The 26,764-nt window shown below is 39.7% G+C and carries 27 protein-coding genes and 1 pseudogene; 6 read left to right on the top strand and 22 right to left on the bottom strand.

Annotated features, from left to right (window positions below; genetic code table 11):
• Positions 1-86: 86 nt before the first annotated feature.
• Positions 87-815: a hypothetical protein gene (locus BAU16_RS12690; RefSeq protein WP_161527209.1), complete on the bottom strand. Its 729-nt coding sequence runs from the start codon at positions 813-815 to the stop codon at positions 87-89.
• 386 nt (positions 816-1,201) lie between these two features.
• On the opposite strand from BAU16_RS12690, the gene BAU16_RS12685 reads away from it, so the two are divergent.
• Positions 1,202-2,383, top strand: coding sequence for a NupC/NupG family nucleoside CNT transporter (locus BAU16_RS12685; RefSeq protein WP_161527208.1), 1,182 nt, complete (start codon positions 1,202-1,204; stop codon positions 2,381-2,383).
• 111 nt (positions 2,384-2,494) lie between these two features.
• Here the strand turns inward: BAU16_RS12685 and BAU16_RS12680 are convergent, their stop codons facing one another.
• Genes BAU16_RS12680 through BAU16_RS12635 form a run of 10 tightly spaced genes read right to left on the bottom strand, consistent with a single transcriptional unit; the run spans position 2,495 to position 10,262 of the window.
• Positions 2,495-3,889, bottom strand: a complete 1,395-nt coding sequence (locus BAU16_RS12680) for an oxaloacetate decarboxylase subunit alpha (RefSeq protein ID WP_048603554.1) — start codon at positions 3,887-3,889, stop codon at positions 2,495-2,497.
• Positions 3,882-4,433, bottom strand: a complete 552-nt coding sequence (gene citX, locus BAU16_RS12675) for a citrate lyase holo-[acyl-carrier protein] synthase (protein WP_161527207.1) — start codon at positions 4,431-4,433, stop codon at positions 3,882-3,884. Before citX ends, BAU16_RS12680 begins: the two co-directional genes overlap by 8 nt.
• On the bottom strand, positions 4,426-5,958 hold the full coding sequence (gene citF / locus BAU16_RS12670) for a citrate lyase subunit alpha (RefSeq protein ID WP_161527206.1): 1,533 nt from the start codon (positions 5,956-5,958) through the stop codon (positions 4,426-4,428). Before citF ends, citX begins: the two co-directional genes overlap by 8 nt.
• A gap of 2 nt (positions 5,959-5,960) precedes the next feature.
• Positions 5,961-6,848, bottom strand: coding sequence for a citrate (pro-3S)-lyase subunit beta (gene citE / locus BAU16_RS12665; RefSeq protein WP_161527205.1), 888 nt, complete (start codon positions 6,846-6,848; stop codon positions 5,961-5,963).
• Positions 6,836-7,144 carry a citrate lyase acyl carrier protein gene (gene citD, locus BAU16_RS12660; protein ID WP_048603558.1) on the bottom strand — a complete coding sequence of 103 codons (309 nt, stop codon included), beginning with the start codon at positions 7,142-7,144 and terminating at the stop codon, positions 6,836-6,838. Before citD ends, citE begins: the two co-directional genes overlap by 13 nt.
• A gap of 12 nt (positions 7,145-7,156) precedes the next feature.
• Positions 7,157-8,152, bottom strand: coding sequence for a [citrate (pro-3S)-lyase] ligase (citC, locus tag BAU16_RS12655; RefSeq protein WP_161527204.1), 996 nt, complete (start codon positions 8,150-8,152; stop codon positions 7,157-7,159).
• A 14-nt stretch (positions 8,153-8,166) separates the two neighbouring features.
• Positions 8,167-8,304 (bottom strand): OadG family protein, encoded by a 138-nt coding sequence (locus BAU16_RS12650; RefSeq protein ID WP_082147238.1) that lies wholly within the window; start codon positions 8,302-8,304, stop codon positions 8,167-8,169.
• A gap of 44 nt (positions 8,305-8,348) precedes the next feature.
• Complete coding sequence (locus BAU16_RS12645; protein WP_048603560.1) at positions 8,349-9,470, bottom strand: sodium ion-translocating decarboxylase subunit beta; 1,122 nt, start codon at positions 9,468-9,470, stop codon at positions 8,349-8,351.
• Positions 9,471-9,512: 42 nt separating this feature from the next.
• Positions 9,513-9,917 carry an acetyl-CoA carboxylase biotin carboxyl carrier protein subunit gene (locus BAU16_RS12640; RefSeq protein ID WP_048603561.1) on the bottom strand — a complete coding sequence of 135 codons (405 nt, stop codon included), beginning with the start codon at positions 9,915-9,917 and terminating at the stop codon, positions 9,513-9,515.
• 15 nt (positions 9,918-9,932) lie between these two features.
• Positions 9,933-10,262: a hypothetical protein gene (locus BAU16_RS12635; protein ID WP_161527203.1), complete on the bottom strand. Its 330-nt coding sequence runs from the start codon at positions 10,260-10,262 to the stop codon at positions 9,933-9,935.
• Positions 10,263-10,674: 412 nt separating this feature from the next.
• Here BAU16_RS12635 and BAU16_RS12630 point away from each other — a divergent pair, with 412 nt between their 5' ends.
• From BAU16_RS12630 to citG, 3 genes are all read left to right on the top strand, one after another.
• The gene (locus tag BAU16_RS12630) at positions 10,675-12,021 is read left to right on the top strand and encodes a CitMHS family transporter (protein WP_161527202.1); all 1,347 of its coding nucleotides are present in this window, start codon (positions 10,675-10,677) and stop codon (positions 12,019-12,021) included.
• A gap of 155 nt (positions 12,022-12,176) precedes the next feature.
• Positions 12,177-12,872, top strand: a complete 696-nt coding sequence (locus BAU16_RS12625) for a GntR family transcriptional regulator (protein WP_161527201.1) — start codon at positions 12,177-12,179, stop codon at positions 12,870-12,872.
• Positions 12,865-13,722 carry a triphosphoribosyl-dephospho-CoA synthase CitG gene (gene citG, locus BAU16_RS12620; RefSeq protein ID WP_237579249.1) on the top strand — a complete coding sequence of 286 codons (858 nt, stop codon included), beginning with the start codon at positions 12,865-12,867 and terminating at the stop codon, positions 13,720-13,722. The genes BAU16_RS12625 and citG overlap by 8 nt, the downstream gene beginning before the upstream one ends.
• Here the strand turns inward: citG and BAU16_RS12615 are convergent.
• A complete protein-coding gene (locus tag BAU16_RS12615; RefSeq protein WP_161527199.1) occupies positions 13,719-14,432 on the bottom strand; it encodes a response regulator transcription factor in 714 nt (237 codons plus the stop codon). The genes citG and BAU16_RS12615 overlap by 4 nt on opposite strands.
• Positions 14,433-14,473: 41 nt before the next feature.
• Here BAU16_RS12615 and BAU16_RS12610 point away from each other — a divergent pair, with 41 nt between their 5' ends.
• The gene (locus BAU16_RS12610) at positions 14,474-16,276 is read left to right on the top strand and encodes a sensor histidine kinase (protein ID WP_161527198.1); all 1,803 of its coding nucleotides are present in this window, start codon (positions 14,474-14,476) and stop codon (positions 16,274-16,276) included.
• 33 nt (positions 16,277-16,309) lie between these two features.
• Here the strand turns inward: BAU16_RS12610 and BAU16_RS12605 are convergent, their stop codons facing one another.
• The 4 genes from BAU16_RS12605 to BAU16_RS12590 all read right to left on the bottom strand — a co-directional run bounded on the left by BAU16_RS12605 (position 16,310) and on the right by BAU16_RS12590 (position 18,439).
• The gene (locus BAU16_RS12605) at positions 16,310-16,720 is read right to left on the bottom strand and encodes a phosphate-starvation-inducible PsiE family protein (protein WP_048603568.1); all 411 of its coding nucleotides are present in this window, start codon (positions 16,718-16,720) and stop codon (positions 16,310-16,312) included.
• A gap of 214 nt (positions 16,721-16,934) precedes the next feature.
• A complete protein-coding gene (locus BAU16_RS12600; RefSeq protein ID WP_161527197.1) occupies positions 16,935-17,492 on the bottom strand; it encodes a hypothetical protein in 558 nt (185 codons plus the stop codon).
• A complete protein-coding gene (locus BAU16_RS12595; protein WP_048603570.1) occupies positions 17,489-17,824 on the bottom strand; it encodes a PadR family transcriptional regulator in 336 nt (111 codons plus the stop codon). The genes BAU16_RS12600 and BAU16_RS12595 overlap by 4 nt, the downstream gene beginning before the upstream one ends.
• Before the next feature lie 138 nt (positions 17,825-17,962).
• On the bottom strand, positions 17,963-18,439 hold the full coding sequence (locus tag BAU16_RS12590; RefSeq protein ID WP_161527196.1) for a glutathione peroxidase: 477 nt from the start codon (positions 18,437-18,439) through the stop codon (positions 17,963-17,965).
• Between the two features lie 128 nt (positions 18,440-18,567).
• On the opposite strand from BAU16_RS12590, the gene BAU16_RS12585 reads away from it, so the two are divergent.
• A complete protein-coding gene (locus tag BAU16_RS12585) occupies positions 18,568-19,638 on the top strand; it encodes an endonuclease/exonuclease/phosphatase family protein (protein WP_161527195.1) in 1,071 nt (356 codons plus the stop codon).
• 45 nt (positions 19,639-19,683) lie between these two features.
• On the opposite strand, the gene leuD is transcribed toward BAU16_RS12585, so the two are convergent.
• The 6 genes and pseudogenes from leuD to BAU16_RS12555 form a co-directional block, all read right to left on the bottom strand.
• Positions 19,684-20,271, bottom strand: coding sequence for a 3-isopropylmalate dehydratase small subunit (gene leuD, locus BAU16_RS12580; RefSeq protein WP_161527194.1), 588 nt, complete (start codon positions 20,269-20,271; stop codon positions 19,684-19,686).
• Positions 20,258-21,640: a 3-isopropylmalate dehydratase large subunit gene (leuC, locus tag BAU16_RS12575; RefSeq protein ID WP_161527193.1), complete on the bottom strand. Its 1,383-nt coding sequence runs from the start codon at positions 21,638-21,640 to the stop codon at positions 20,258-20,260. The genes leuD and leuC overlap by 14 nt, the downstream gene beginning before the upstream one ends.
• Positions 21,624-22,691 (bottom strand): 3-isopropylmalate dehydrogenase, encoded by a 1,068-nt coding sequence (gene leuB / locus BAU16_RS12570; protein ID WP_161527192.1) that lies wholly within the window; start codon positions 22,689-22,691, stop codon positions 21,624-21,626. Before leuB ends, leuC begins: the two co-directional genes overlap by 17 nt.
• Positions 22,684-24,189 (bottom strand): 2-isopropylmalate synthase, encoded by a 1,506-nt coding sequence (locus BAU16_RS12565; RefSeq protein WP_161527191.1) that lies wholly within the window; start codon positions 24,187-24,189, stop codon positions 22,684-22,686. The genes leuB and BAU16_RS12565 overlap by 8 nt, the downstream gene beginning before the upstream one ends.
• Before the next feature lie 381 nt (positions 24,190-24,570).
• The gene (locus BAU16_RS12560) at positions 24,571-26,028 is read right to left on the bottom strand and encodes a PTS sugar transporter subunit IIC (protein WP_161527190.1); all 1,458 of its coding nucleotides are present in this window, start codon (positions 26,026-26,028) and stop codon (positions 24,571-24,573) included.
• A 372-nt stretch (positions 26,029-26,400) separates the two neighbouring features.
• Positions 26,401-26,764: pseudogene (locus tag BAU16_RS12555) on the bottom strand (iron-containing alcohol dehydrogenase); the annotation flags it as partial.

Here is a 26,764-nt window from a genome sequence, read left to right as displayed (position 1 = left end):
ACACTATTTGACAAAGAGCCAGAAAAACACGGCAGACCATCCTTTTGAATGATTTCCCGTGTTTTGTTATTTTATTTATTCCCTTTTTACTCTTCAGAATGCTTTTCAACAATGCTATCTGAATAGTTTTTCGTGTCTGCTACATCTTTTTGTGCTTTTGTCAGTTGTTGAACGACTGATTTTAGATCATCATTTTCTTTAGTTACTGCATTTAATTCTTGATTTGCTTCAGTTAATTGATTTTGTAAATCCGTTTTTTCATTTTGAAGACTGCCTAATTGCTGATTTAATTCAGCGATTTTGTTGTTTGCACTATCAAGTTCTTGCTGTTTTGCGGCAATCTCTTTTTGCTTTTCTTCCACTTTCAGATTTCCTTCGGCGATTTTTTGTTGAATTTCATCGTCTTTTCTTTGTAACTCCGCCATTTTACTTTGAAGCTCTTGATTCTTTTGATCCTGTAATCCTGCTAATTGTTTTTGCAAAGCTTCCATTTGTGCTTGATAATTATTTCTAGTCTCTTCCTTTTGACGAAGGGACGCCTGTGTTTTAATCAGCTCTTCCTTAGAAGCAGTCAATTCATTGGTCACAGTTGCGAAATTATTTTTTTGTGTCTCACTTTCTTTCGTCAAAGTTGAAATAGATTGTTCTTTTTTTGAAAGTAAGCCATCCAGTGTCGCAAGATTATTTTGAATTTCTGTCAAATTCGACTCTCCGCCCCACAAAACCAAATTATCACCAAATGCTTTTCCTGAAACAAAAACAGTTGCCAAAACGACTACAGCGGCCAATACTCGAATAATTGTTTTCTTTTTCAAAATAGTTTTCTCCTCATTCATTCTAGTGAAATTGTCATCCACATTCATTACGTCCTAAAGAGTCCAATGATAAAGTTAATTTTCTCGTAAACTGTTTTACTAACTTTAAGTAACTACTATAAGTTTAGCCAGAAACCGATTTATTGTCAATTTGATTTTCTTTTTCCTGAAAATTTGCAGAAACATTTAATGGTTTCTTAAAATCTATTTTTTTCACTATCCAATTTTTGCTGTTAAAATTTACTTTCATCCGTTTCTAATTTAAACCGTTTACGTTATTTTTTGAGAACGTTTTATCTAAGAATGTGCTAAAAAAGTACGATTTAAAATAGTCTTTACCTGCAAAACCGGGTAAAATAAGTGGAATTTTACTAAGGAGTGATTTGTTGAATTATATTTTTGGTTTCATTGGTTTGGTTGTTGTGTTAGGAATTGCTTATCTCATAAGCACAAATAAACAGAAGATTCAGATACGTCCGTTAGGGTTGATGGTTTTATTGCAATTTATTTTGGGATTTCTTCTGTTGCGAACGACTTTCGGTACCACCTTGGTCGCAAGTCTTGCCAAATTATTCGATCAGCTTTTAGCTTTTGCTGGAGCTGGTGTTACCTTTGTTTTTGGTGGAATCGCAAATAAAGGCAGTTTTCCTTTTTTCCTCAATGTTTTGATGCCTATCATTTTTATTTCTGCGATTATCGGTATTCTTCGCTATATAAAAATTCTTCCATGGGTTATGCGCATCATTGGATTGGCGCTTAGCAAGGTTAATGGCATGGGAAAATTGGAATCCTATAATGGCATTGCCTCCGCAATTCTTGGACAATCAGAAGTTTTTATTTCTGTAAAAAAAGAACTGCCCCTCTTAACAGAAAAAAGATTAGTTACGATGGCAACTTCCGCCATGTCCACCGTTTCCATGTCGATTGTTGGTTCTTATATGGCATTGATTGATTCGAAATATGTCATTACTGCTTTGGTATTAAACTTATTCGGTGGATTCATTATTGCTTCTATTGTCAATCCGTATCAATTGAAAGAAACGGAAGATGAGTTGATTATTGAAGAAGATAAAACCCAAACTTTTTTCCAAATGCTTGGTGAATATATCTTAGATGGGTTCCATGTTGCCGTAACAGTTGCTGCAATGTTGATTGGTTTCGTTGCGCTAATCGCCATGATCAATGCAATTTTTTCAGGAATTTTTGGTATCTCTTTCCAAGAAATCTTGGGGTATGTTTTTGCTCCTCTAGCATTTCTGACGGGGATTCCTTGGCAGGAAGCTGTTGACGCTGGAAGTATTATGGCAACAAAGTTAGTTACAAATGAATTTGTAGCTATGACTGAATTAGCAAGGGGAACTTACACCTTTAGCCCACGTACAACAGCAATCATCTCTGTTTTTCTCGTTTCCTTTGCTAATTTTTCTTCTATTGGTATCATTTCCGGTGCAATGAAAGGATTAAATGAAGAGAAAGGCAATCTGATTGCCAAACATGGGTTAAAAATTTTATTAAGTGCAACATTAGTCAGCTTCTTGAGTGCTATTATTACGGGATTGCTGGTATAGAGAATCCTTCGTAACTTTTTCATCTTTGAAAACTCAATAGCTTGAACCACGCACTACACCCCTGAAACTAGGTAGAAATCTAATTTCAGGGGTCTTTTTTATTTTATTAAATTAATTCATATCAATCCGCACATCGACTGTTTGGAGGGGAATATCGTAAAAGCGATCTTCTCTTCTTCCGAGAAAATCTTTTGCCTGTTTTGGAAAGACTGCATACATCAAAACATCTTCTTCCGAACGAGCATATTCTTTGATTTCCTCTGCAAAACCTGGTAATTGTGGCGCAATCAAGTCGGCTGGACGGACGGTAACTACTTCGTCATTGCCAATAATTTTTTCTTGAATTTCCTTGGCAATCGGTGCTGGAGGACGTCCGTATAACCCTCGCACATAGTCTTTGATTTCATTAGGTACCAATTTGTATCGTTCTCCAGAAAGCACATTCATCAATGACTGTGTCCCAACCATTTGTGACAGCGGAGTTACCAGTGGTGGATACCCAAGATCTGCTCGGACTTTAGGAACTTCTGCTAAAACTTCGTCATATTTGTCTTGCAAGCCTTGTTCCGTCAATTGACTAAGAAGATTTGACAACATTCCTCCCGGAACTTGATAAATCAAAGTTTTAGGCTCCACATCTTTCACTTTCGGATTCAACAAACCTTCGTTACGGAAACGATCACGAATTGGATTGAAGTGTTCCGCAATTTCGGTTAATTTATCCATCTTCAAACCGGTGTCAAATCCCATATCTTCCAGTGCAATCGCCACAGATTCCGTTGCTGGCTGACTGGTTCCGCCAGCAAAAGAAGAAATAGCGGTATCGATAATATCCGCGCCGGCTTCGGCAACTTTAAGATAGGTCATTTCCGAAATACCGCTGGTCGCATGGGTATGCACTTCTAATGGAAGATCCACAGCATCCTTGATTCGACTAACCAGCTCATAGCCTGTTTGAGGAGTCAAAACGCCTGCCATGTCTTTGATACAAATAGAATCTGCACCAGTATTAGCCATTTCTTTGGCCAACTGAACAAAATAATCAACTGTGTGAATCGAACTTGTCGTATAAGAGATGGCTGTTTGACAATGACCGCCAGCTTCTTTAGCGGTCACGATAGAGGTTTTTAAATTACGAGTATCATTCAATGCGTCAAACACCCGAATCACATCGATTCCGTTTTGGATCGATTTTTCTACGAAGGCCCGCACAACATCATCTGCATAATTTTTATAGCCTAACAGATTTTGCCCCCGTAACAGCATTTGTAGCTTTGTATTTTTCACCTGTGAGCGAATTTGACGCAATCGCTCCCACGGATCTTCATCTAAAAAACGAATACAGGAATCAAATGTCGCTCCGCCCCACATTTCTAAGGAATAAAAGCCTGCTTCATCCATCGTTTTAAGAATCGGCAGCATATCAGAAGTCGGCATCCGTGTAGCAATCAAACTCTGTTGCCCATCCCGCAAAACCGTCTCCATGAAATGAATTTTTTTAGTCATTAGGAGTCTCCTTTCCATCTTCAATCATTTTTTCTATTGCTTGACGCATCTCTTCTATAGAGTGTTTTCTTGCTCGGCCACAGATTTTAGCATCCTGCTGGCAAACGTAACAACGGCGACTAGGTAGGCCAAGCTCTTGACGGCTAATACTTTTCTTCGTATCATCTTCCAACCAGAGAATATCCAGATCTAATAAACGCCCGTATGGATGATTTTCTTCAATATCAACCATTCGTTTTTTTACTTCTTTTGGACTAAGCCCGACTAGCAGATAATATTCAGGTCCTGTTTTCTCTTCTCGATATAGGTTAACCAATGGCGTCGTATCCTGTAGACGCGTTTCAATCTGTTCCATAGCTTGATTAAACAACGCAACCAGCAACGGTGAACTTTTCACTGGACCAGGAATATTTAGCGTGGCAGATACTAATGCTGCGCCATCAGTTGCTTGAAGTATTTCTTGTTGAATTGCTGCTCGTCTTTCTCGTGTCGCCAACATTTCCGCCAAGGTTACTTGAGGACCTTCAAATACTTTACTAGACATTCTTGACCGCATCGATCAATGAACCGTCGCGATATTCAATCAAAGCCACCACTTTATCACCATATTGAATAGGTTCAGGGGTGCCAACGATGCTGTATGCCTTTTCTTTCAGTTCTTCGATTGTTAATTGTGGTACATCTAATTTTTTGAACTGTTCCATCAAATCAGGACGATTAGGATTGATGGCAATCCCGACTTCTGTTACAACCACATCCACACTTGTTCCTGGTGTAACTACTGTATTTACTTTATCCACGATTGTCGGAATCCGACCACGAATAATAGGTGCGATTACCATACTCATTTTGCAAGCCATACTGGTATCTGAGTGTCCGCCTGAGGCTCCGCGAATTACACCATCAGAGCCAGTAATAACATTGACATTAAAATCTGTGTCAATTTCTAACGCTGATAAAATTGCTGTATCAAGCTGATTGATAACCGCTCCTTTACTTAAAGGAGAAGCATACATATTTGCATCAATTTCGTAATGATTGGCATTTGCACCCAAAGAAACAGCAGATGGATGATCGAAATCCTGAACGTCAATAATTTTTTCAACAAGTCCTTCTTCTAGTAATTCCACCATCGCATTCGTGATTCCGCCAAGAGCAAAACTGGCTTTGATTCCGTCTTTGATCATTGCTTCCCGTAAGAAACGAGATACCGCAAGTGCCGCACCACCTGTTCCTGTTTGGAAAGAAAAACCTTCTTTATAGTATGGAGAATTCGTGATTACTTTTGCTGCATATTCTGCAATCAATAATTCTTTAGGATTTTTGGTAAATCGGGTTGCTCCTTTGGCAATTCCTTGGGGATCACCGATTGCATCAACCTCTACCACATAATCCACATCTGTTTGAGGAATACTGATTGGTGTATTAGGAAATGGAACTAGGGTATCGGTAATAATGACAACTTGATCGGCATATTTTGCATCAATCATGGCATAACCTAATGAACCACACGTCGCTTTTCCCACGGTTCCATTGGCATTTCCATATTCATCAGAGCTTGGTGCACCCAAGAAAGCTACATCAATATGAATATCTCCGGCGGCAATTGCTCGTGCTCGGCCTCCATGAGAACGGATAACGACAGGATTTTCCATGATGCCAGCTGAAATTGCCGCACCGACTTTATCCCGTAGACCACTAGAGGTGATATTGGTCACGACACCATTCTTAATATGTTCAATCAAAGGTTCATGAACATTAGCAATCGAACTTGGAGCGATTGAAATATTTTTAATACCCATTTTAGCAATTTCCGCCAAAACCAGATTCATGACAAAATCGCCTTCCCGGAAATGATGGTGAAAAGAAATCGTCATTCCATCCTTCAACCCAGTTTTTTCAATTGCTTCACGAATGCTTTTCAATAATTTTGTGTCTCGTGGTTTCACTGGTTTGATTTTTCGGCTTGCTTCTTGATACTCTGCGATATGTGCTAGTTCTCCTTCATATACGCCATATTTTTCTGCATATGGTTGAGGGATATCTTTTCCTACTTTATTCATAACCATGTCTAAATATCCTCCTCAGTAATCAATTTGGCAGCTTTTGCCAAGGCAATCACACGCTCTGCCCGTTCAACGATTGGTTTATCGATCATCTTACCATTTAACGCAATGACTCCTGATCCTTTTGCTTCTGCTTCACGAATGGCCCAGATCACTTCTTTTGCGTTTTGGATTTCTTTTTCATTTGGTGCGTAAATTGCATTGACTAAAGGAATTTGCCGAGGATTGATGACTGATTTCCCGTCAAAACCTAATTGTTTGATTCGGCGAACTTCATCTTGGAAGCCTTCTGTATTATTAACATCTGAATAAACGGTGTCGATTGCGGCAATCCCCGCGGCACGAGCAGCATGTAAAATCATACTGCGAGCGAAGAACAATTCTTGTCCGTCAGGGAAACGACGGGTTTTCATGTTGGTAACATAATCTTCTGCTCCCAAAGCAATTCCTATCAAACGATTTGATGCTTTAGCAATATCCCGAGCGTTCAGAACGCCTTCTGCTGATTCGATCGCTGCCATCATTTTGGTTGTACCAACTGGGATACCATTGTTTTTTTCGACATCAGTAATAACTTGATCGACATCCACGATATCTTGGGCAGTTTCTGTTTTAGGTAAACGAATTACATCAACACCCGCTAGAACCATTGCTTCGACATCTTGCGCCCCTGTCGTATCCAAACCATTGATCCGTACGACAGTTTCAACGCTACTGTAATCAAATGTGCGTAAAGCAAAGTGAACCAGTGTACGAGCAGAATCTTTTTCTTTTAAAGAAACGGCATCTTCTAAATCAAACATGATGGAATCAGCGCCATATAAGGGTGCATCACGAAGCATTGCGGCGTTTGCGCCGGGCACAAACATCATTGTTCTTCTTAAACGTTCCATGAGTCTATCTCCTTCCAGTCATAGGATTCGATACCTGCTGCACGATGGGCGACCGTAATCGTCCGGGCTTGAATTGTACAATCCAACGCACCTTTATCAACAGCAGTGATTTTCGCAGAAGTAATCCCTAACTTTTGAAGGGTTTCTTCAATGACTTTACGAATTTGATTTCCGAATTGCTTTTCCACACTGCTTTCTAAATGAATCGAGATTTCTTCGGTTTCATTTGGGTCAACAGTAATCATGATATCACTGGATTCTACTGTTCCAGCAACTGCATTTTTAACTATTTCCACTGTGTTTCACCTCTATATTTTTTTATGCTCTTTTAGATAATCGTAAGTCGTTTTCGGCAAAAAATCTAAAAGAAGCTGTTCCTCATGGTTTTTGATTGCCTCTCGTACCTTGGTGGCGCTGATGATCGTTCCTTTTATTTCTTTTCGCGGCAAAACGATCAGTTCTAATTTATCCGCAAAAATTTCCCGCATACTTTGGTTATAAATTTCTGTTACCTCCGAAAAAGGTTCCTCTCCAACAAAACGTTTAGAGATTGTCAACACTGGCGCAATTCGCTCTTTAAACAGGCGTGAATCTACCTCTGCTTGGATTTTTGCCACAGTCATCTCTGCTTGATCCTTCAAGAAATAGGAAGGAAAAGTCGCAGAAGAGACCAGATAATCCTTCGTGGGAACCACTGTAACATTAGGTAAATGAGCGACTCCCAGTTTAACCATATCGAGTCGTTCTTCAGTAGTAAATTCTGAACGGTCTTCAGAAACCACAAATACATATACCTGATTGCTGTTTTTGGCAGCATATTCCACCAGATATTGGTGACCTTTGGTAAAGGGATTGGCGTTCATTACAATACTGCTTGCCAGACCTTCTTTTTTAAGGTGACGCAATAAATTTAGATAATCATTAAAATTGGGCGAACCCTGTTCCATAAAAAGAATCTGGCTACTGGCAATGATTGGCTGAAAGCCTAACGAATGAAAAATTTCTTCATTGCCGGGCTTTGTATAAACTAATACATGGGTGAAAGATTCCTCGCGCATTTTTGCCATCAAATGCATAATAAGTTGAGTCAATAAATTCTCAGATTGAAAATCTTTACAGACGACAACACATTTGATGATATTACGGTCAAAAGATCCCGTCGCCGCAAGCTGATTTCCGGAAAAAATTCCAACTGTATACTCGACTTTCTCATTTGGATCAAGATGAGCCTTCACCATCAATTCTGTCCACAGCTTCAAAGCCTGAGGATCACGATCCAGCCAAAGTCTCTTTAAGGTAAACATGTCCGTCTCCTTTTCTATTTCTTACTTGCCGGGAAAAATTTTAATAGTCCTTGAGAAACCAGATATAAGATAAATAATACTAAAAAGACGCCGCCCATTCCAAAGACCATCAATTCTAACGCTGTCCATATATCTGCTACATTTACGTTCATTTTACTTTCCTCCTTGCTTTATCCTGTTCACTAAACCAACAGGGTTAACTAAAGAATGCTAATAGTAATCCGCCGGCAATAACCGAAGCAATTTGTCCGGAAACGTTCGCACCCACAGCATACATCAAGACAAAGTTTTGAGGATCTTCGTCTGTTGCCATTTTTTGAATAACCCGACTTGACATTGGGAAGGCAGAAATACCCGCCGCACCGATCATTGGGTTGATTTTTTCTTTGCGGAACAGATTCAATAATTTCGCAAACAACACCCCACCGATTGAGTCCATAATAAAGGCAACTAAACCAAAGGCAATGATCATCAATGTTTGAACATTCAAGAATTGATCAGCTTGCATTTTGAAAGAAATCGTTAGACCCAACAAAATACTGATAATATTAACCAATTCGTTTTGAGCTGTGAGTGATAAACGATCCAGCACGCCGCATTCCCGCAATAAATTACCAAACATCAGGAATCCAACTAACGGCAAGGAAATTGGTGCGATAAATCCAGCAACCACCGTGATGATGATTGGGAAAAGAATTTTGGTCATTTTAGATACGTTTTCCGCTTTATAGTGCATGCGAATTTGACGTTCTTTTTTCGTTGTGACTGCTTTAATCGCAATAGGTTGAATAATTGGAACCAGTGCCATATAAGAATATGCAGCTACTGTGATTGGTCCTAAAAGATTTTCTGCCAAAGTGTTGGCTACAAAAATCGCTGTCGGTCCATCGGCTGCACCGATAATCCCAATTGAAGCTGCTTCTCGGATATCAAAGCCAAACAATACCGCTACGATGATGGTGAAGAAAATCCCGAACTGGGCAGCCGCACCAAACAGCAACATAAACGGATTTTGCAGCAATGGGCCAAAATCGATCATGGCGCCAATGCCGATAAAAATTAATAATGGAAAAAGTTCAGTGCCGATTCCGGCTTTGAATAAAATATCGAAGACGCCTTCTTGTTGGACGCCTCCCACGGTTTGTGTCAAAACTCCTGATCCGGGAAAATTGACCAACATTGTTCCTAAGCCCATTGGCACAAGTAATGTTGGTTCGTATTCTTTTTTGATTCCTAGATACATCAGTAATGCTCCGATAAGCATCATGATAATTTGTCCGCCGGTAATCGACGTGATTCCTTGAATAAGTGTTTCCACGATTTCACTTCCTTCTTAATTGTTCCTTCTACGATCTGTTGTCTATTGAATGGTGATCAATGGATCTCCTGCGTTGACTACTTGCCCTTGCGTCACATGAATTCCAGCGACTGTGCCGGCTTTTCCAGCAACGACTTCATTTTCCATTTTCATAGCTTCTAAAATCATTAGGGGTTGGTTTTCTTTGACTTGATCCCCTACATTTACCAATAAGCGTAATATCGTACCTGGCATCGGTGCGGCCATCGCATCTTCTCCGGCACCCGTTACGGGAATACTAGCAGCCGGTACTTCTTCTTCGTGAGCGACTGGTGAAGGGGTTGCTTGTGCAGCTGGAACAGCTGGTGTTTCTGTTGAAGGTACAATCGGCTGCGGCACCCCTCCGATTTCTTCCATTTCCACTAAATATTCTTTTCCATCAATTGAAATTTTAAATTTGCGTAACATAATAATCCTCCCATCTTATTGTTTTTTTCTTGAAATACTTGTTACCACTAATTGACTCTCTTCTTTTATTTCCGCCGCCAAGCTAGCAGCAATGATCGAGACTGTCCGGGCTTCAGGATTGCGCTGCATGATTCGTTTGACAGCAAATTGACTTTCCGGATGATCTCCTGCGGCAATCGCCGTTGCAATCACACTGACAAGTTGATAGTCGGCGGCATCTGCTTCAATAAAGGCAGGCACCGGTTCCCACTGCTCATCATCTGCTGTTTTTTCCTCTAAAACACTTTCAATTGGCGCATTTTCTGACTCTTGTGATTTTCCAAACAGCCTTTTAAACAACCTCATATTCCCACTCCTTTCCTCTTAGTTCTTGTCGTCTCTATTATATAGTTTATAGACCAATCTTCTAGAAGATTCCGCTGTCAAAATTGTTCTTTTGTTGTTTCAATTAACTGAAAACGCTTATTAAATACATAAAAATCCCGCTATATCAGCGTTTTTATTATCGTTAAGAAAATATTAATATATTTTTAAGCTATTGATAAGATTAGATAGACCAAATTGTTTTTTTTCTGTTCTTTTCTTCTTTCTGCTCTTTTAAGTTTGTTCCTTTTTGATTATTCTATGGTCGTCAAGCGAAATGCTGTTAATAAAAAAACACTTTGTGAAATTATTGTTAATGTTCTTTCGTTTTTTTATTGATATTCAGTGACAACGCTTTCATTTCGCTAGCTCAAAAAAGAAAGGAAGAAGAAAAATGCTATTGACTATACTCTCTTACGCCATGATTATCATCTTTATGTATGTAATCATGAAGAAAAAGATGTCGCCATTTACCTCCTTGGTAATTATTCCACTGCTATTCACATTGGTAGCAATGATTGCTGGCGTCTCGAAAAAAGGAAATATCAGTGATTTTGTTTTAGAAGGAATCAAAACCACATCGAACACTGGAATTATGTTGCTGTTTGCCATTCTCTATTTCTCAATTATGTTGGATGCCGGACTTTTTGATCCTATCACCAAGCGAATGATTCTTTTTGCAAAAGGTGATCCAATGAAAGTACTGATGGCAACTGCAGTTGTTGCTGCTGCCGTATCACTGAACGGTGACGGAACAACGACCACCTTGATTTGTTGCTCGGCTTTTATTCCTATCTATAAAAAATTAGATATGAAAATGATGAATCTGGGTGTTTTGATTATTTTACAAAACACGATTATGAATTTATTGCCTTGGGGCGGCCCAACGGCTCGTGCGATGGCAGTTTTAAAAGTTGATGCCGACATTCTGACTTATCTGGCACCTGGAATGATTCTCTCAATTCTTTACGTAATTTTCTTCGTTGCTCGTCGAATGGGTAAACAAGAACGTGCCCGTCTTGGTGTTACTGAATTAACCGCAGCAGAAATTGAAGAAATGACTACAGTTACTGATCCTGATACTTTGCAAATCCGTCGACCAAAAAACTTCATCTTCAACGGTCTTTTGACTATTTTGCTAATTGCTTGGTTGGTGGCAGGTTCCTTTATTCCTGCTCTTGAAATGCCTCCTTTGCTTTTATTCTTGGTTGGAACGTGTATCGCTTTGATGGTCAACTATCCTGTCTTGAAAGATCAATCAGCACGAATCGGCGCAAACGGCGGCGATGCTGTGCAAGTAGTTATCTTAGTTTTTGCTGCCGGCGTGTTCATGGGTCTTTTCCAAGGCTCCGGAATGGCAGAAGCATTGGCAAACAGCTTTACTCAAATCATTCCTAAACAATTGGCTGGTTTCTGGGGAATCGTTATTGCCCTTATCTCCGCACCCGGTACCTTCTTTATTTCTAATGATGGGTTTTACTTTGGTGTCTTACCTGTTTTGGCAGAAGCTGGACAAGCTTACGGCTTTACCAATATGCAAATGGCCCTTGCTTCATTAATGGGTCAAGCGTTCCACTTGTTAAGCCCACTAGTTGCCTTCATCTATCTGCTCTTACGTTTGACCGGCTTAGACATGGGTGCTTGGCAAAAAGAATCCGCAAAATACGCTCTGGGAATCTTCGCTATTTTCATCGTAACGATCGTTCTCTTGGGACATATGCCACTATATATTCCTCAATAGATCGATGGACACTTTTAACCGAGGCGTACAATACGCCTCGGTTTTAGTTTACCAAATAATCACAAAAAATGGGAAAGTTAACCTGAAATGTAGATAAATTATGCTGCATGAATTATCATAAAGGGGATTATTCGTTTAACCAAAGGAGATTTTTTATGAACCCCACGATTGAAGCGGTCAAAAAAAACTTAGATTTATCTCAAAATAAACCATTGAAAGTCCTAGTTTACGAAGCTTTTCGTAAAACAATTATCTTAGGCGACATTCCTGCCGGCGAACGAATCAATGAAAAAGAGTTCTCCGATGTTTTAAATATCAGCAGAACACCGATTCGTTTTGCTTTGCAAAAGCTTACCGAGGAACAATTAGTTGAACATATTCCAAAAATTGGCATTTTAGTGAAAGGAATCAGTATCAAGGACGCCCATGAAATCTACGATATTCGCAAATCATTGGATACTTTAGCGACCATTAAGGCAATGGAACTGATGACCGATGCTGACTTTGACGCGCTCAAGGCATTGCTTGAGCGCGGAGAAGCCTTTAACCAAGAAGACAAGGTAGATGATTTGCTGGCCAATTTTTCTGAATTCAATTCATTTATTTATCAAAAAAGCCAAATGCTGCGTCTAAAAGAAATCGTTACAGAATTGCAGGCCTATTTGGTTTATTTTCGCGACATTGCTATTCGCGCATCTGCTCGCCGTTCCAAAGCATTGGAGGAACATTGGCTGATCTATCGCGGCATGAGAACCAATAATATTGATCAGATTACTTTGATTACTCATGAGCACTTGGATCACTCCTTACAATTTATCATTAAAGAAATGGAGCGTCATCAAATTGAGTAACCCATCGCAACAAATCGCTGCTTTTGCCGAAAAGGCATTGCTGTACGAAGTAGCTTTGTCACCAAAGCCGGGATTGGTGGATCGACAAACAAACGGTGCACACCAAGATATGGATTTCTATACCTTCATTGATAGCATCACCAGCCTTGCGCCTTTCTTTTTTCACTATGCCGAAGCTGGCTATACCCATCAAGGGACATTTCCAGAATTATTTGAAAAAGTTCGACGGTTAGGAATTGAGGCTGAAAAAAAAATGTTGCAAGACACAAAAGGAGTTAACACCCATAAAGGGGCCAACTTTTCTTTTGCTGTTTTGCTCGCTGCTACGGGATTCTATCTGCAAAAAGAAAGACTCCCCTTTTCCGAAAAAGACACGGCTAACATTTTGCAACTCAGCGCGAAAATGACCCAGCATGTCATCAAACAAGACTTTGAAGCATTACACCTAAAAGAAAAACTGACTTATGGTGAAAAACTTTATTTGGAACAGGGAATCACTGGAATTCGAGGAGAAGCTGCGCAAGGTTATCCAGCGTTATCTCAACTGCTGCTACCTTTCTTACGGGAAAATAGAACGGAAAAAAAAGAGAACGTCTTACTACGGGCAATGGTTTTGTTGATGAGTGAAATCGAGGACAGTAACCTTTTGCACCGTGGTGGTTTCTCCGCTTGGCAAACCGTTAAAGAGGAGACAAAAAAAATTCATCAAGCCAATCTTTCTGCTGAAAAATTAGTCGATGAATTAGCTGCGTATGATTCACTGCTGATCACTCGTAATTTAAGCCCGGGTGGAACGGCCGACTTGCTGGCGCTGGGCATTTATTTTGCCTTTTTAGAGGAACTTTTCTAATCTTTTCCATCGGGAATGAAAGTATAGCCGATTCCCCAAATCGTTCGCAAGTAGCGGGCATTTTTTGGATCATCTTCGATTTTATTGCGGAGATGATTGATAAAAACCATGATGGTATTGTTATCTAACACCCCATCGTCCCATACGCTCTGATAGATTTGTTCCTTCGAGAATACTTGATCAGGATTTTCCAAAAAGAACTGCATGAACTGAGTTTCCTTAGAGGATAACTTGATTAACTGATCTTTTTTGAACAGTTGGTAGCGGCTTTTATCAAAGCGAAAATCCCCCACTTCAATCTCCACGGTTTGAGGATGTCGGCTTTGTTTGCGAATCACCTTGCCTCGATTTAACGTTGCTAAAATTTGCGCTTTTAACAGATTTGGTGAGAATGGTTTCGTAATATACTGATCCGCCCCCATCTCGAGACCAGCAATAATATCATTTTCGCTGGTCTTTCCACTTAGAAATAAAATGGGTACAATTGGATCTGTTTCTCGTATCATTTGTGCCAGATGAAACCCGTCATTTTCATAATCCAAAGTGATATCTAAAAGAAATAAATCAAACTGGACTCGTGACATGATATCGAGGGTTTTTTCTACGGATTCACTTTGATAAATCAAGATACCGGTTGCTTGCAGCGATTTCCAAATTAGACGCCGAATCGCCGGATCATCATCAACGATTAATATTTTGTCATTGCGCATCGTTTTTCTCCTTTATACTTTATTTTTCGAAAGGATCTGTTATGGAAAATAAACCTTCAAATAAATGGTTGACAATTGGTTTGCTCAGTGTAGCCGTATTAACCCTTCTCGGTATCATCTTAACAATTACCAGCTATCATAACACACGAGAACAAGCCATGAAGTTAAACAAAAATCAATTAACGAAAATCAATGATTATGCAACAAAAGTCTGGTCCTTATCCATTCAAAACTATTCAGATATTTTAGAAAATTATTCTTTGGACTTTTTTAACGAAGACCAGCTTACCCAGCTACCCAAAAAAAATCGATTGATTAATGACTTTCAACCTGCAAATCAAGCGCTTGAAGGAATCTATCTGCTAGATACCGAGGGAAATCTGTTAGAAGGTTACAGCTACACCGATAACCGGTTGGAGAAAATAGCACAACTCCCTGCTTTTATTCAAAAGGATTCTTATTTTGAGGACGCTTTGGCAGGAAACATCATTCAAAACGGCAAAGAATTTTTTGCTAATAACGCTTCCTATATCAATCTCTACCAACCCGTAACGAACCACGATAAATCGGTGCATGCAACCCTTGTTGTCCCTCTTAATTTGGAAAAACTTTACCAAAATGAGATTCTTCCTGAGGACAATGATTATTATGGCTATACCATGATTAAAAATGAAGACTTCCGTGTGCTGGTTCACCCAGTTGAAGAACAAATCGGCTGGGATATTATTCAAGACCGCAGAAAAAAATTTCCTGATTTGGATCTTTCTGATCTGGAACACCTGCAAGAAGTCCAGGCCACCCACGACCACGGAACCCTGTCCTACTATTCTTACTGGTGGACAGAAGACAAACCTCGAAAGACATTAAAAATAAGTGCGTATCAATGGGTGACGATCGGTAAAGCTCGTTGGATCGTAGCCAGCAATTCAGATGTCAACCAACGAAGTGGAATTACCCTGCAGGAAATCCTGATTCTTTTAGGACTTTTCTTCCTTCTTTTGGCCCTGATTGCCTTAACCCTTCTAAATTTACGAAGTTATGCCAAACGCAATCAGGCCTATGTAGAAAATATGCGTCTTCAAGAAAAGCAAAAGCTGCTGGCAGAACGATATGAAACAGAGAAAATTTTTCAACAGGAATCAAAACTTGAAACAGTCGGTTTGCTTACTACTTCGATTGTCCACGACATGAACAATTTCTTGACTCCCCTATTAGGAAATATCCAACTTCTTTTGGAGGAACATCAAGAAGATGAAGTGTTGCAGGAAGATTTAAAAGAAATTTATCAAGCAGCAAAAAAAGGTCAACAATTAGCCGGAAACGTCCTGCGTTTTTCAAAAAGTGATACCCGTCCTCGGACAAATCTTGATTTAAAAAACGTCGTGACAGAAGCCGTTCAAACGATGCATGTGCTGATTCCTCAAACGGTGAACCTTCAACTATCCGCTGAAGAAGTAGGGGAAAGTTTTTTTGAAGCAGATGATTTGCAGGTTTTACTCTATAATTTAATTACCAATGCATTTCAAGCTGCCGGAAACAATGCCGTGATCCAAGTCAATCTGACACCTGCAAACCAGAAGCAGACGAAACAATTTCAACAGCATTCAGCTGCTTTACAAAAGAAAAAATTCGCTGTACTGGTTGTTCAAGACAATGGACCGGGAATTTCAAAAGCCATCGAAAGCAAAATATTCACGCCGTTTTATACTACGAAGTCTGAAGATGGCGGAACAGGATTGGGGCTGTTTGTTGTTGCCTCCATCATCAAGAAACATGATTGGCTTTTAGACTTAGAAAGCTCAGAGAAAGGGACTTGTTTCACTATTGCCATTCCTCTGATTTAAGTAGAGAAATCGACTCATTTTGGGTCGATTTTTTTATGAATCTTTTCCATGAAAGGCTTTGACTCTTTCCAATAGCATCAAAACCACAACTAAAACTAGGATAGCTCCTGCTAAAAAGAGAGTTTCTAATCCTCCACCATGAGCCAACAACAGTTCCCTCAAGATTGCTGTAATACTGATCAAGATCAGATAGCGAACGGGAATGTGATGTCCCTCTTTCACGTAGCGCAGCAACATCAAAACGATTTCCAGTAAAATGAACAACGTAGCTATTTCCTCAATCAAAATCGATAAGTCGCTGATTTCTTTTAACGGAATTACCTGTTTAATAATTGTGTAGACTGCTTCTGCCATCACTACCAGTACGACTAAAACCAAGAGTGCCAACAACAGATCAATAAAAAAACTGATTGCTTTTTCAAACTTTCCAAATTTTCCGCTCATCCATTTCCTCCCTAAAAAATATTCGCTTTTATTTATTATAGTAAACGTTTCCCACTTTTGTAACAAAAAAACAAAAAAAGAACAAATTTACTTTTTGAAATAAATGATATCGGGTAAATCACAACAAAAACTCACCGCCCTTTTAAAAGATTTTAAAAAGACGCGTGAGTTTTCCAAACAATCTGTTGATACAGTCCGCCTATACTTACTGTCTTTATCTTTCTATCCTGCTTTTTGAAATTTTGGCGTGACTTGCCATCCCTAATCCCAGGCCAAACAATAATCCCAATCCCAACATAATCCATAAAACCACACCGAAAATTGCTCCATCATAAAAAATCTGACCAAAGATTCCCAGAACTGCCCCGATCACTGTACCTAGAAACATGCGACTGCCATAGGAAAGCCCGATTGCTTCTTCTGTCGCTGGATCGAGATTTTCATAATAAGCGAGACGTTCTTGCTTTTTTTCTGCTTCTGAATGATTCGAGCTGTCTATCTGAAAAACCGCCTTTGCTTTTGCGAATGCATCGGTTTCTGACAACCCCTCTTCATTAATCAATTGCTCCATATAGTCTCGCATATAACTCGTCAACTCTGCGGTTTCTTCCTCACGATTGGTACCAAAACTTTTCTTTGTTTTCTCTTGTAGTTGCTTGGCTTTTAATTCCAATCGTTCAAAATAGCTCAATTCGCTTTTATCCAGCGAGTTCTTAATCGCCTCTTTTGCAAAACGAGTCATTGCTTCTTCCGTCTTTGGTGAAAAGATCATGCTTTATCTACTCCCTCATAATAAGTATCCATTAATTTTTTGATAAATAGCCATTCTTGTTGTTTATGTTTTAAAAAAGCAAGCCCGCTTTCAGTGAGATGATAGTACTTGCGTCGTGCCGCTTGTCCTTCCTGCCAATAACTTGTCACATAGCCATGTTTTTCTAAGCGTTTGAAGGCAACATACAACGTACCTTCCTTTAATTCAAAGGATTGCTCACTCAAAATTTTCGCCTGCCGTGCAACATCATATCCGTAGCTGTCTTCTTTCGCTAAAATACTAAGAATTATCGGATCAATATATCCCCGCAAAATTTCTTTATCCAGTTCCAACTCTTCACATCCTTTTATCTAATACCTCGTTACACGAGTATAATAAAGCGATGTATAATTTTTGTCAATATTTTTTCAAAAAAAAACATCTGATTGGATGGAATTTATCCCAAACCAATCAGACGTTTTCTGCTGTCTTTATTTTTTTAACAACTCTTCAATTTCTTCGGTCATTTTTTGAGGATTCGTTTGTGGTGCAAATCGTTGAACCACATTTCCCTCACGATCAATCAAAAATTTAGTAAAGTTCCATTTCAATGCTTTTCCAAGGGTTCCTGGCGCTTGTTCTTCGAGATATTTAAATAGCGGCAGTGCGTTTTCTCCATTGACTTCAGCAATCTCATGCATTGGGAAGGTCACTCCATAAGTCCTTCGGCAACTTTCTGCTGCTTCTTTGCTGGAACTTACTTCTTGTTTAAATTGGTTGGATGGGAAACCCAAAATAACAAATCCTTGTTCCTGATACGTCTTGTACAGTTGCTCTAATTCTTCAAATTGCGGTGCTAAACCGCATTTGGTTGCCGTATTGACAATCACCAGAACTTTACCTTTATACTGATCTAAAGAATATTTTTTGCCATCTTCTGTTGTTGCCTGATAATCATAAACCGTCATGAGAATCCTCTCCTTTCACTTATTGTACCCCAGATTTTGGAAAAAAGTGAGCATTTGAATTCTAAACAAATAGATTCCGCAAATTTCAATCTTCTGTTATGATAATTGAGACTGTAAGGAGGAAAATGATGAAAAAAATGATAAAAATAATTGGTAGTTTGTTATTAGGACTTATTCTGATTTTTGGTGGGTATTTGGCGTATCTATTTCTTAGCTATGATCGATTGCCGGACAAACAAACGCTGACTATTGCTCACAACCAAACAAATCATTTACAAACAGATACGACTTATAAAGCTTTAACGTTTAATATTGGTTTTGGTGCTTATTCACAAGATTTCAGTTTCTTCATGGACAGCGGAAAGTATTCACGGGCCTATGATGAAGCAGAAGTGAAGAAAAATATGACCGGAATCACGGCTGCTGTTCAAGAAGCTGACCCGGATATTGCCTTCTTTCAAGAAGTTGATGTAGAAGGTGATCGTTCCCGCCATGTTGATCAAGTCGCATGGCTGGAAAATAATCTTACTGATTATTCCAGTGTTTTTGCCCAAAACTATGACTCAGCGTATCTTTTCTATCCCTTTACGCAACCAATCGGTAAGGCAAGATCTGGTCTGGTTTCTCTAGCCAAGGGAGAAATAACTGAAAGTACCCGCTACTCTTTACCCATTGAAACAAATTTCAATAAATTCTTTGACCTAGACCGCACTTTTTCAGTTAGCCATGTCGCTGTAGCAGATAATCAAACGCTGACTATGATCAATCTCCACCTATCTGCATTTACAAAAGATCCCACCATTCATGAGGCGCAATTGACAAAATTATTTTCAAAAATGTCGGAGGAATATGAACAAGGTCATTATGTCATTGTTGCCGGTGATTACAACCACGATTTGATTGGTAACAGTCCGGAAGTTTTTGGTACAAAAAAAGAACGTGAAACTTGGACACACCCGTTTCCTGTCGAAGACTTGCCAAAACATTTTTCAATTCCAACGGCTGATTTACAGTCAGCTAAAGTTCCATCTGTTCGGGCATCAAATATTCCCTATGACCCAGATAAAAGCTATGTTTCCCTTGTGGATGGTTTCTTAGTTTCCGATAATATCCAAATCGAACAGGTCCAAGTCATGGATCAAAAATTTCAAAATTCCGATCACAACCCTGTAACGATGTCGTTTCAATTAAAAAAATAAAAGGACCGCCAAGAAAAATCAGCGCAGATTCTTCTTGGCTTTTTTCTATACATAATAACTTGGAATCGTCTTTTCATAAGCATCAATTTTTTCTGCATAGGTCAATGTAATCGAGATGTCATCCAACCCGTTGACCAGCTTTTCTTTCCAATCAGGATCAAAATCAAAAGGAAACTCACCAAAAGATGTAATAATTTTTTGTGCTGGCAGGTCGATGATAATTTTGCTGTCACCAGAAAGTGCTGCTAATTGTTGACGGATTTTTACTGGCATCACGAGTGGCAATAACCCATTTTTCATTGCATTCATAAAAAAAATATCACTGTAACTACCGGCAATGATTGCATGAAAGCCAAAATCCTGGAGCGCCCACGCGGCATGTTCTCGCGAAGATCCTGAACCAAAATTATCCCCTGTGATTAAAATCGTTGCCCCTTGATATTGGGGTTGATTCAGAGAAAATGTTGGATTGGGAGATCGGTCTTCCAGATACCGCCACTCATCAAATAAAAATTGTCCAAACCCGGTTTTTTCAATTCGCTTTAAATAGTCTTTGGGTATAATCTGATCCGTGTCAATATTATCATTCATTAACGGGACAATGGTTCCCTGATGTTGGTTAAATGTTTCCATAGATTTTCTCCTCCCTAATATCTACAAAAGTGCCATAAATAGCCGCTGCTGCTGCCATTGCTGGGCTGCATAAATGTGTTCGTGCACCTTTTCCTTGCCGACCTTCAAAATTACGGTTACTTGTGGAGGCACAGTGAACACCTGCAGGTACTTGATCTGGATTCATTCCCAAGCACATGGAGCAACCTGGTTCCCGCCATTCAAATCCGGCTTGTTTAAAAATTTGATCCAAGCCAATTGCCTCTGCCGCATGTTTAACTGGACGGGAACCGGGAACAACGATTCCTGTAATCGAATCTTTAATTTTTCTACCAGCAACCATCTTCGCTGCTTCTTGCAAATCGGACAATCGACCATTGGTGCAAGAACCAATAAAAACATACCCAATCTCTATGTCTTCCGGTTTTTGTCCCGGTGAAAGTGCCATGTAATTATAGGCTCGTTCATCGTTCATATCCTCAATTTCCGGAAAAGTACCCGTCACTGGAATACCCATTTCTGGATTAGTTCCCCATGTAACAAATGGTGCCAATTCTCCAGCGTCTAGTTCTAAAATGATATCAAAAGCTTTCTCGTCATCCGTGTAAAGCTGCTCCCAATCTTGGATTGCCCTTTGCATATCCTTAGGAGCATAACGACGCCCGGTAATATAATCAAAAGTCTTTTCATCAGGAGCAATCATTCCCATTTTAGCTCCTCCTTCGATCGCCATATTACAAATCGTCATTCGCCCTTCCATTGAAAGCGCTGAAATCGTCTCCCCAAAAAATTCTACGGCATACCCTACGCCAAAGTCAGTGCCATATTTTGCAATCAGTGCTAAAACAATGTCTTTAGCATATACCCCTCGAGCTAATGTTCCAGTAATTTTAATTCCCATATTTTGCGGTTTTTGCTGCCAAATTGTTTGGGTGGCAAAAACATGCTCCACTTCACTCGTACCAATGCCAAAAGCCAATGCACCAAATGCCCCGTGAGTGGCTGTGTGGGAGTCTCCGCAAACGATAACTTTTCCTGGTTGTGTCAAGCCTGATTCTGGACCTACCATATGGACAATTCCTTGATTTTTGCTCCCATTATCGCAAAGTTCGACACCAAATTCTTTGCAGTTGTTTCGTAGAGCATCCATTTGATTTTTAGCAATTAAATCTCTAATTTCAAAAATATCTTTTGTAGGAACATTGTGATCCATCGTCCCAAAAGTTTTTTCCGGATGTCGTAGGGTTCTCCCTGCTTGCCGTATCCCCTCAAACGCTTGCGGACTAGTTACCTCGTGAATTAAATGAAGATCGACATATAACAGTTGTGCTGTGCCATCTTCTCCTGTTACAACATGACGATGCCATAGTTTATCAAATAGTGTTTCCATCCGTTTTCCTCCTAATCTTTGCTTGAACAGCTTTTGTAAAGCTTTGGGTTGTTGCAGTTCCACCTAGATCTTTCGTAAAAATACCTTCCTCCATTACTTCGGTGCAGGCAGTTTCGATCCAATCAGCTGCTTCTCTTTCTTTAAAACTTTCCCGTAACATCATCGCCAGGGAACGCAACATAGATACTGGATTGGCGATACCCAAACCGGCAATATCCGGTGCAGATCCATGGATTGGCTCATACAAGGAAGGGCCATCAATGCTGTGACTGGCACTAGGCATCACTCCCAATGAACCTGGAATCATAGAGGCTTCATCACTGAGAATGTCTCCAAACAGATTTTCAGTTACTACCACATCAAACCGTCGAGGTTCTTTGATTAAGGACATTGCAGCGGAATCGACAAATTGATGCTCCAACTCACACTCAGGAAACTCTTGTGCTACTTCTTCGGCAACTTGTCGCCAAAGCTTACTTGTTGCCAAGACATTCGCTTTATCCACGGAGGTTACTTTTTTTCTGCGGGTTTGTGCCAATTGAAAGGCATAGCGAAGAATACGTTGGATTTCATTTTTTTCATAGCGACAGGTATCTAAGGCTGCTTCATCCGTTCGTGTTCGCGGTTTTCCAAAATAAATTCCGCCTGTCAATTCTCGAACTATCACAAAATCCGCTCCTGAAACTATCTCTGGACGCAGTGGAGAAAAATCAGTCAAAACCGGTGACATCTGGATTGGTCGGATATTTGCATAAAGCTTTAGCTGTTTTCGCAAAGCCAATAGTCCCTGTTCTGGTCTTTCGGGGGCTTTGTCCCACTTTGGTCCCCCAATCGCACCAAGTAAAATAGCATCGGCTGTTTCACACGCTTTTTTTGTTTTATCAGGAAAAGGTTCCCCAGCCACATCAATTCCCTTGCCACCAAATGGCTCTTCTTCGAGAATAAAATCCCATTGTTTGATTTGGATTAGTTGATGAAACACATCAAGTGCAGCTGCCATGATTTCTGGACCAATACCATCTCCCGCCAGCACTACGATTTTTCTACTCATTTTTGCTCACCTCAGTTTTTATTCGTCCCTTTGCTTGCAGATAAGCTTTTGCAGAAGCATGTAGGACATCAAAATCGATTCCTGTACCATGAACCGTTTGACCATTCTCATTTTTCACACTCACATAAACTTCCGCTTGGGCATCTTCTCCAGATGTGATACTTTTTATCTGGTAATCAGCCAGTGTCGTAGATGTAGGCAATAAACGATCAATCGTCTGATAAATAGCTTGAATACTACCCGCTCCCTGATCGGATTTTGTGAAGGTTTGGCCATTTTCTGAAATAGTAACTGTTGCATGTACTTTCTCAAGAGAATAATTAATTATCAATTGGTCTAATTGATAGTCTGCTCTTTCTCGACTTGACACTAAAGCGAATAAGTCCTCCTCATTGATTTCTTTTTTCTTATCTGCCAAAGCTTTAAATCTTTTAAAAGCAAAGTGTAATTCTTCCTCGGTAAAAGTAAAGCCCAATGCCTTCATCTTTTCAACAAAGGCATGTCTGCCAGACAGTTTTCCTAATGGCAAGGAATTTGTTGCGACTCCTACAAAGGCCGGAGAAATAATTTCATAGGTTCCTGGATTTTTTAAGACTCCATCTTGATGAATACCTGATTCATGAGCAAAAGCATTTGCACCTACGATGGCTTTGTTTCGCGGAACACTAACACCAGACAATCGACTAACTAAATCACTGGTTCGTTTCGTTTCCCCAAAAACAATTTGACTTTCCGCCTGATAAAAATCAGCTCGTGTTGCTAAACTCAAAGCAATTTCTTCTAAAGGTGTATTTCCTGCTCGTTCACCGATACCGTTAATGGTTCCTTCCACCCGATTGGCTCCCGCTTCAATAGCTGCCAAAGCATTTGCGGCTGCCATTCCCAAATCATCATGACAATGAGAAGAGAAAATAATCGTTGGATCATTGATTGCAGTAATAAGAGTATGAATCATGCTTCCATACTCAGTGGGATTCGAGTAACCGACTGTATCGGGAATATTGATAATGGTTGCACCTGCATGGATGGCTGTTTGAACAGCTTGTAATAAAAACTGCGGTTCACTACGTGTCGCATCTTCTGGAGAGAATTGAACTTTTTCAAATCGTTCTCGAGCATAGCGGACATGTTCATCAATGGATGCCAACACTTCGGCTTCCGTCATGTGTAATTTTGTTTCCATATGGATGGGGCTTGTTGCCAAGAAAACATGAATTTGTGGTTTTTTCGCATGAACTAAGGCTTCAGTCACACGGTCAATATCCGGTTTTCGACAGCGGGCTAGTCCGGCAACTGTCATTTTTTCCGCTACTTCAGCAATAGCTTGAACTGCTTCAAAATCTCCTTCAGAAGCAATGGGAAATCCTGCTTCGATAACATCAACGCCCCAGCGTTCCAACTGTTTGGCAATCTGAACTTTTGCTTTTGTATCAAAATTTACACCTGGAGTTTGTTCCCCATCTCGTAATGTAGTATCAAAAAATTGTATCTGTCTCATATTACTCTCCTCCTTTTTTTGATCAAAATGTTTTCTAAATTTTTTGGTTGAAGCTGAAACTTTTATTTTGAAATATAAAAAAAGCACCCCATGGAACTGGGATGCTTGGCTTCCCGTTCCATACAATGCGAAACAGGACTCTCCTTTAATTAGGTGAGCCCTCCGTCATAATAATAAGACTGTCTTCATTTGCATTGCTTTCATCAGGATTCCAACTTTCTTTTTTAAATTAACAGAATTTTTTAATAATTTTGAATTGTACAAATAATACTGAATAATTTAATAGATGTCAACCGTTTTTTTATTAATAAAAGAGAAACAGTTTGAGAATCTGCGAAACAATTCTCAAACTGCTTTGTGTTTATTTTTATACTTCCAAAATCAATCCTCCGAGGGAATGATTGTAATATCTGGGTTTCTATCTTCTTGCTCCTCTTTCGGTATTTCTTCACTGTTCGGGTTGATTCGATTAGAAGCCAGAATAAACGGCGTCCAAATTACTGCAGCAACACCAAGATTCACGAGAGTCAAAACAATTGCCCGCCAATCTCCGGCTGTTGCCAAGAATCCACTAAGAATGGTCGGCATCACCCAAATGACATTTACTACGACTGGTCGAACAAACCCTGCCATTGTCGCGAAATATGCAATAGATGCTGTAGCAAGAGGTGCTAAAATGAATGGAATCATCAACAATGCATTCAATACGACAGGTAATCCAAACATCACTGGCTCATTGATATTAAAAATCCCTGGAGCAATCCCCAATTTACCCACGGTTTTATAATCTGCTCGTTTAGAAAAAATCAAAATGGAAATTAGGAGCACCAATGTCACCCCGGCGCCTCCCGGCCAAACAAATGCCTCAAATGATCCTGCCACCCATCTAAAAGGAATCGGCTCGCCATTTTGAAACGCATTGGTGTTTTCAACCATTGCTGTACCATAAAGTGTTTGTAAAACCGGTGACATGATATTCGTCCCGTGTAGCCCGAAAAACCACAGCACGTGAACCAATAAAACAATAATGAAAACTGCTCCATAGCCTTGAGAAAGATTCATCAAAGGTGTTTGAATCGCTTCTGAAATCCAGTCAATCAACGGCATGCCCATTGCTTGACGGAACAAATAGTGAACGATTCCGACGGTATATAACGAAACCGCCGCAGGAATAATCGCCGCAAAGGCTTTGGAAACAGCCGGTGGTACAGAATCCGGCATCCGAATGATGATGTTTTTACGAATTAAAAAGGAAAAAATCAGCACGGAAATGAAGCCAAAGATCATTGCGGTAAACAAGCCAGAACCACCCATATATTTACTGAAATTAAAGTATCCCCAGGCACCCAGCGTCAACGTTTGGCCACCGCCCTCAACTGCTTCTAAAACCCCGCCGGCTTCTGTAATGATCGCCGCCGTATCTGTTGAAAGAGTTTCTGGTAAATTCAACACTGCCGATGCTGCATCCGGCAGACCAATGATAAAAGCCACTAATGCTACGATACTTCCCGAAACTGGGTCAACATCATACGCTCTTGCCAAGTTTGCTCCTAAGGATAAAGAAAAAATAATCGCCATGACAGCTAGTGTCCCATTCCAAATCAATCCGTTCACACCAATTACTGGAGTGAAAAATGTTGTAATCGCATTCTCTGGTCCCAAATATGTGTTAGGAAAATCCCGCATAAATGCATTCAGCAACACTGCAATTGCTCCAGCCATCGTTGCCGGCATCGTTCCAATGAATGCATCTCGTAAGGCAACTAAATGCTTCTCTGAGCCAATTTTTGTCGCCAACGGCAAAATGTAACGTTCCATCCAATTCATTAATCCATTCATTTCATTGTCCTCCTTGTAATAAATACGCCTTCTTTCTTAAAAATAATTAGAACTTTGATAATTTTACAATAACTGTATTTATTCTTTAAAAAAACTAAATTTTACTCCTTTCATTAGATTTTTCCTGTTTCTATTTAAATTTTATCACATAATTCTCTTAAAATAAAACGTTTTCATATTTTAAATAACAATTTATTGAAAAAAGTGTGCCTATTTTTTAAATTTTTTCAAAAAAACAGCAACGGATAAACGTTATATTTATAAAATTTATCATCTCTATGCGACTTCTATAGTCCTATAACCATAAAAAATGAATCTTAAATCAAAAGATTTAAGATTCACCATAAAATTTCCTATTTAGTTTAACTGTTTTTACATCAAACTTTGGTACAAGGCAATAATCTCTGCTACCGTCGTATCTCGTGGATTTCCTGGTGTGCACACATCACGAAACGCATCTTCCGCAATCTGTGGCAAGTCTTCTGCTTTTACGCCTAGTTCTGAGATTGTTGCGGGAATTCCTACGTCTTTACTTAAGCGATCAATCGCTTCACATGCAGCATCCCGAGCTTCTTCTAGTGAAAGGGTAGCGGCATTTGGAACCTTTAAAGCCACCGCGATATCCCGGTATTTTTCACCGGTAAATTCTTTGTTGTATTTCATAATCGTTGGCAATAACGAAGCACAAGCCACTCCGTGAGGGATGTTATACCACGCACTCAAGGGATGCGCCATT

It is taken from the genome of Enterococcus sp. JM9B (assembly GCF_009933265.1).
Taxonomy (GTDB): domain Bacteria; phylum Bacillota; class Bacilli; order Lactobacillales; family Enterococcaceae; genus Enterococcus_C; species Enterococcus_C songbeiensis.
Note: the sequence above shows the minus strand (reverse complement) of the source record. Positions and strands in the feature narration are given on the sequence as shown.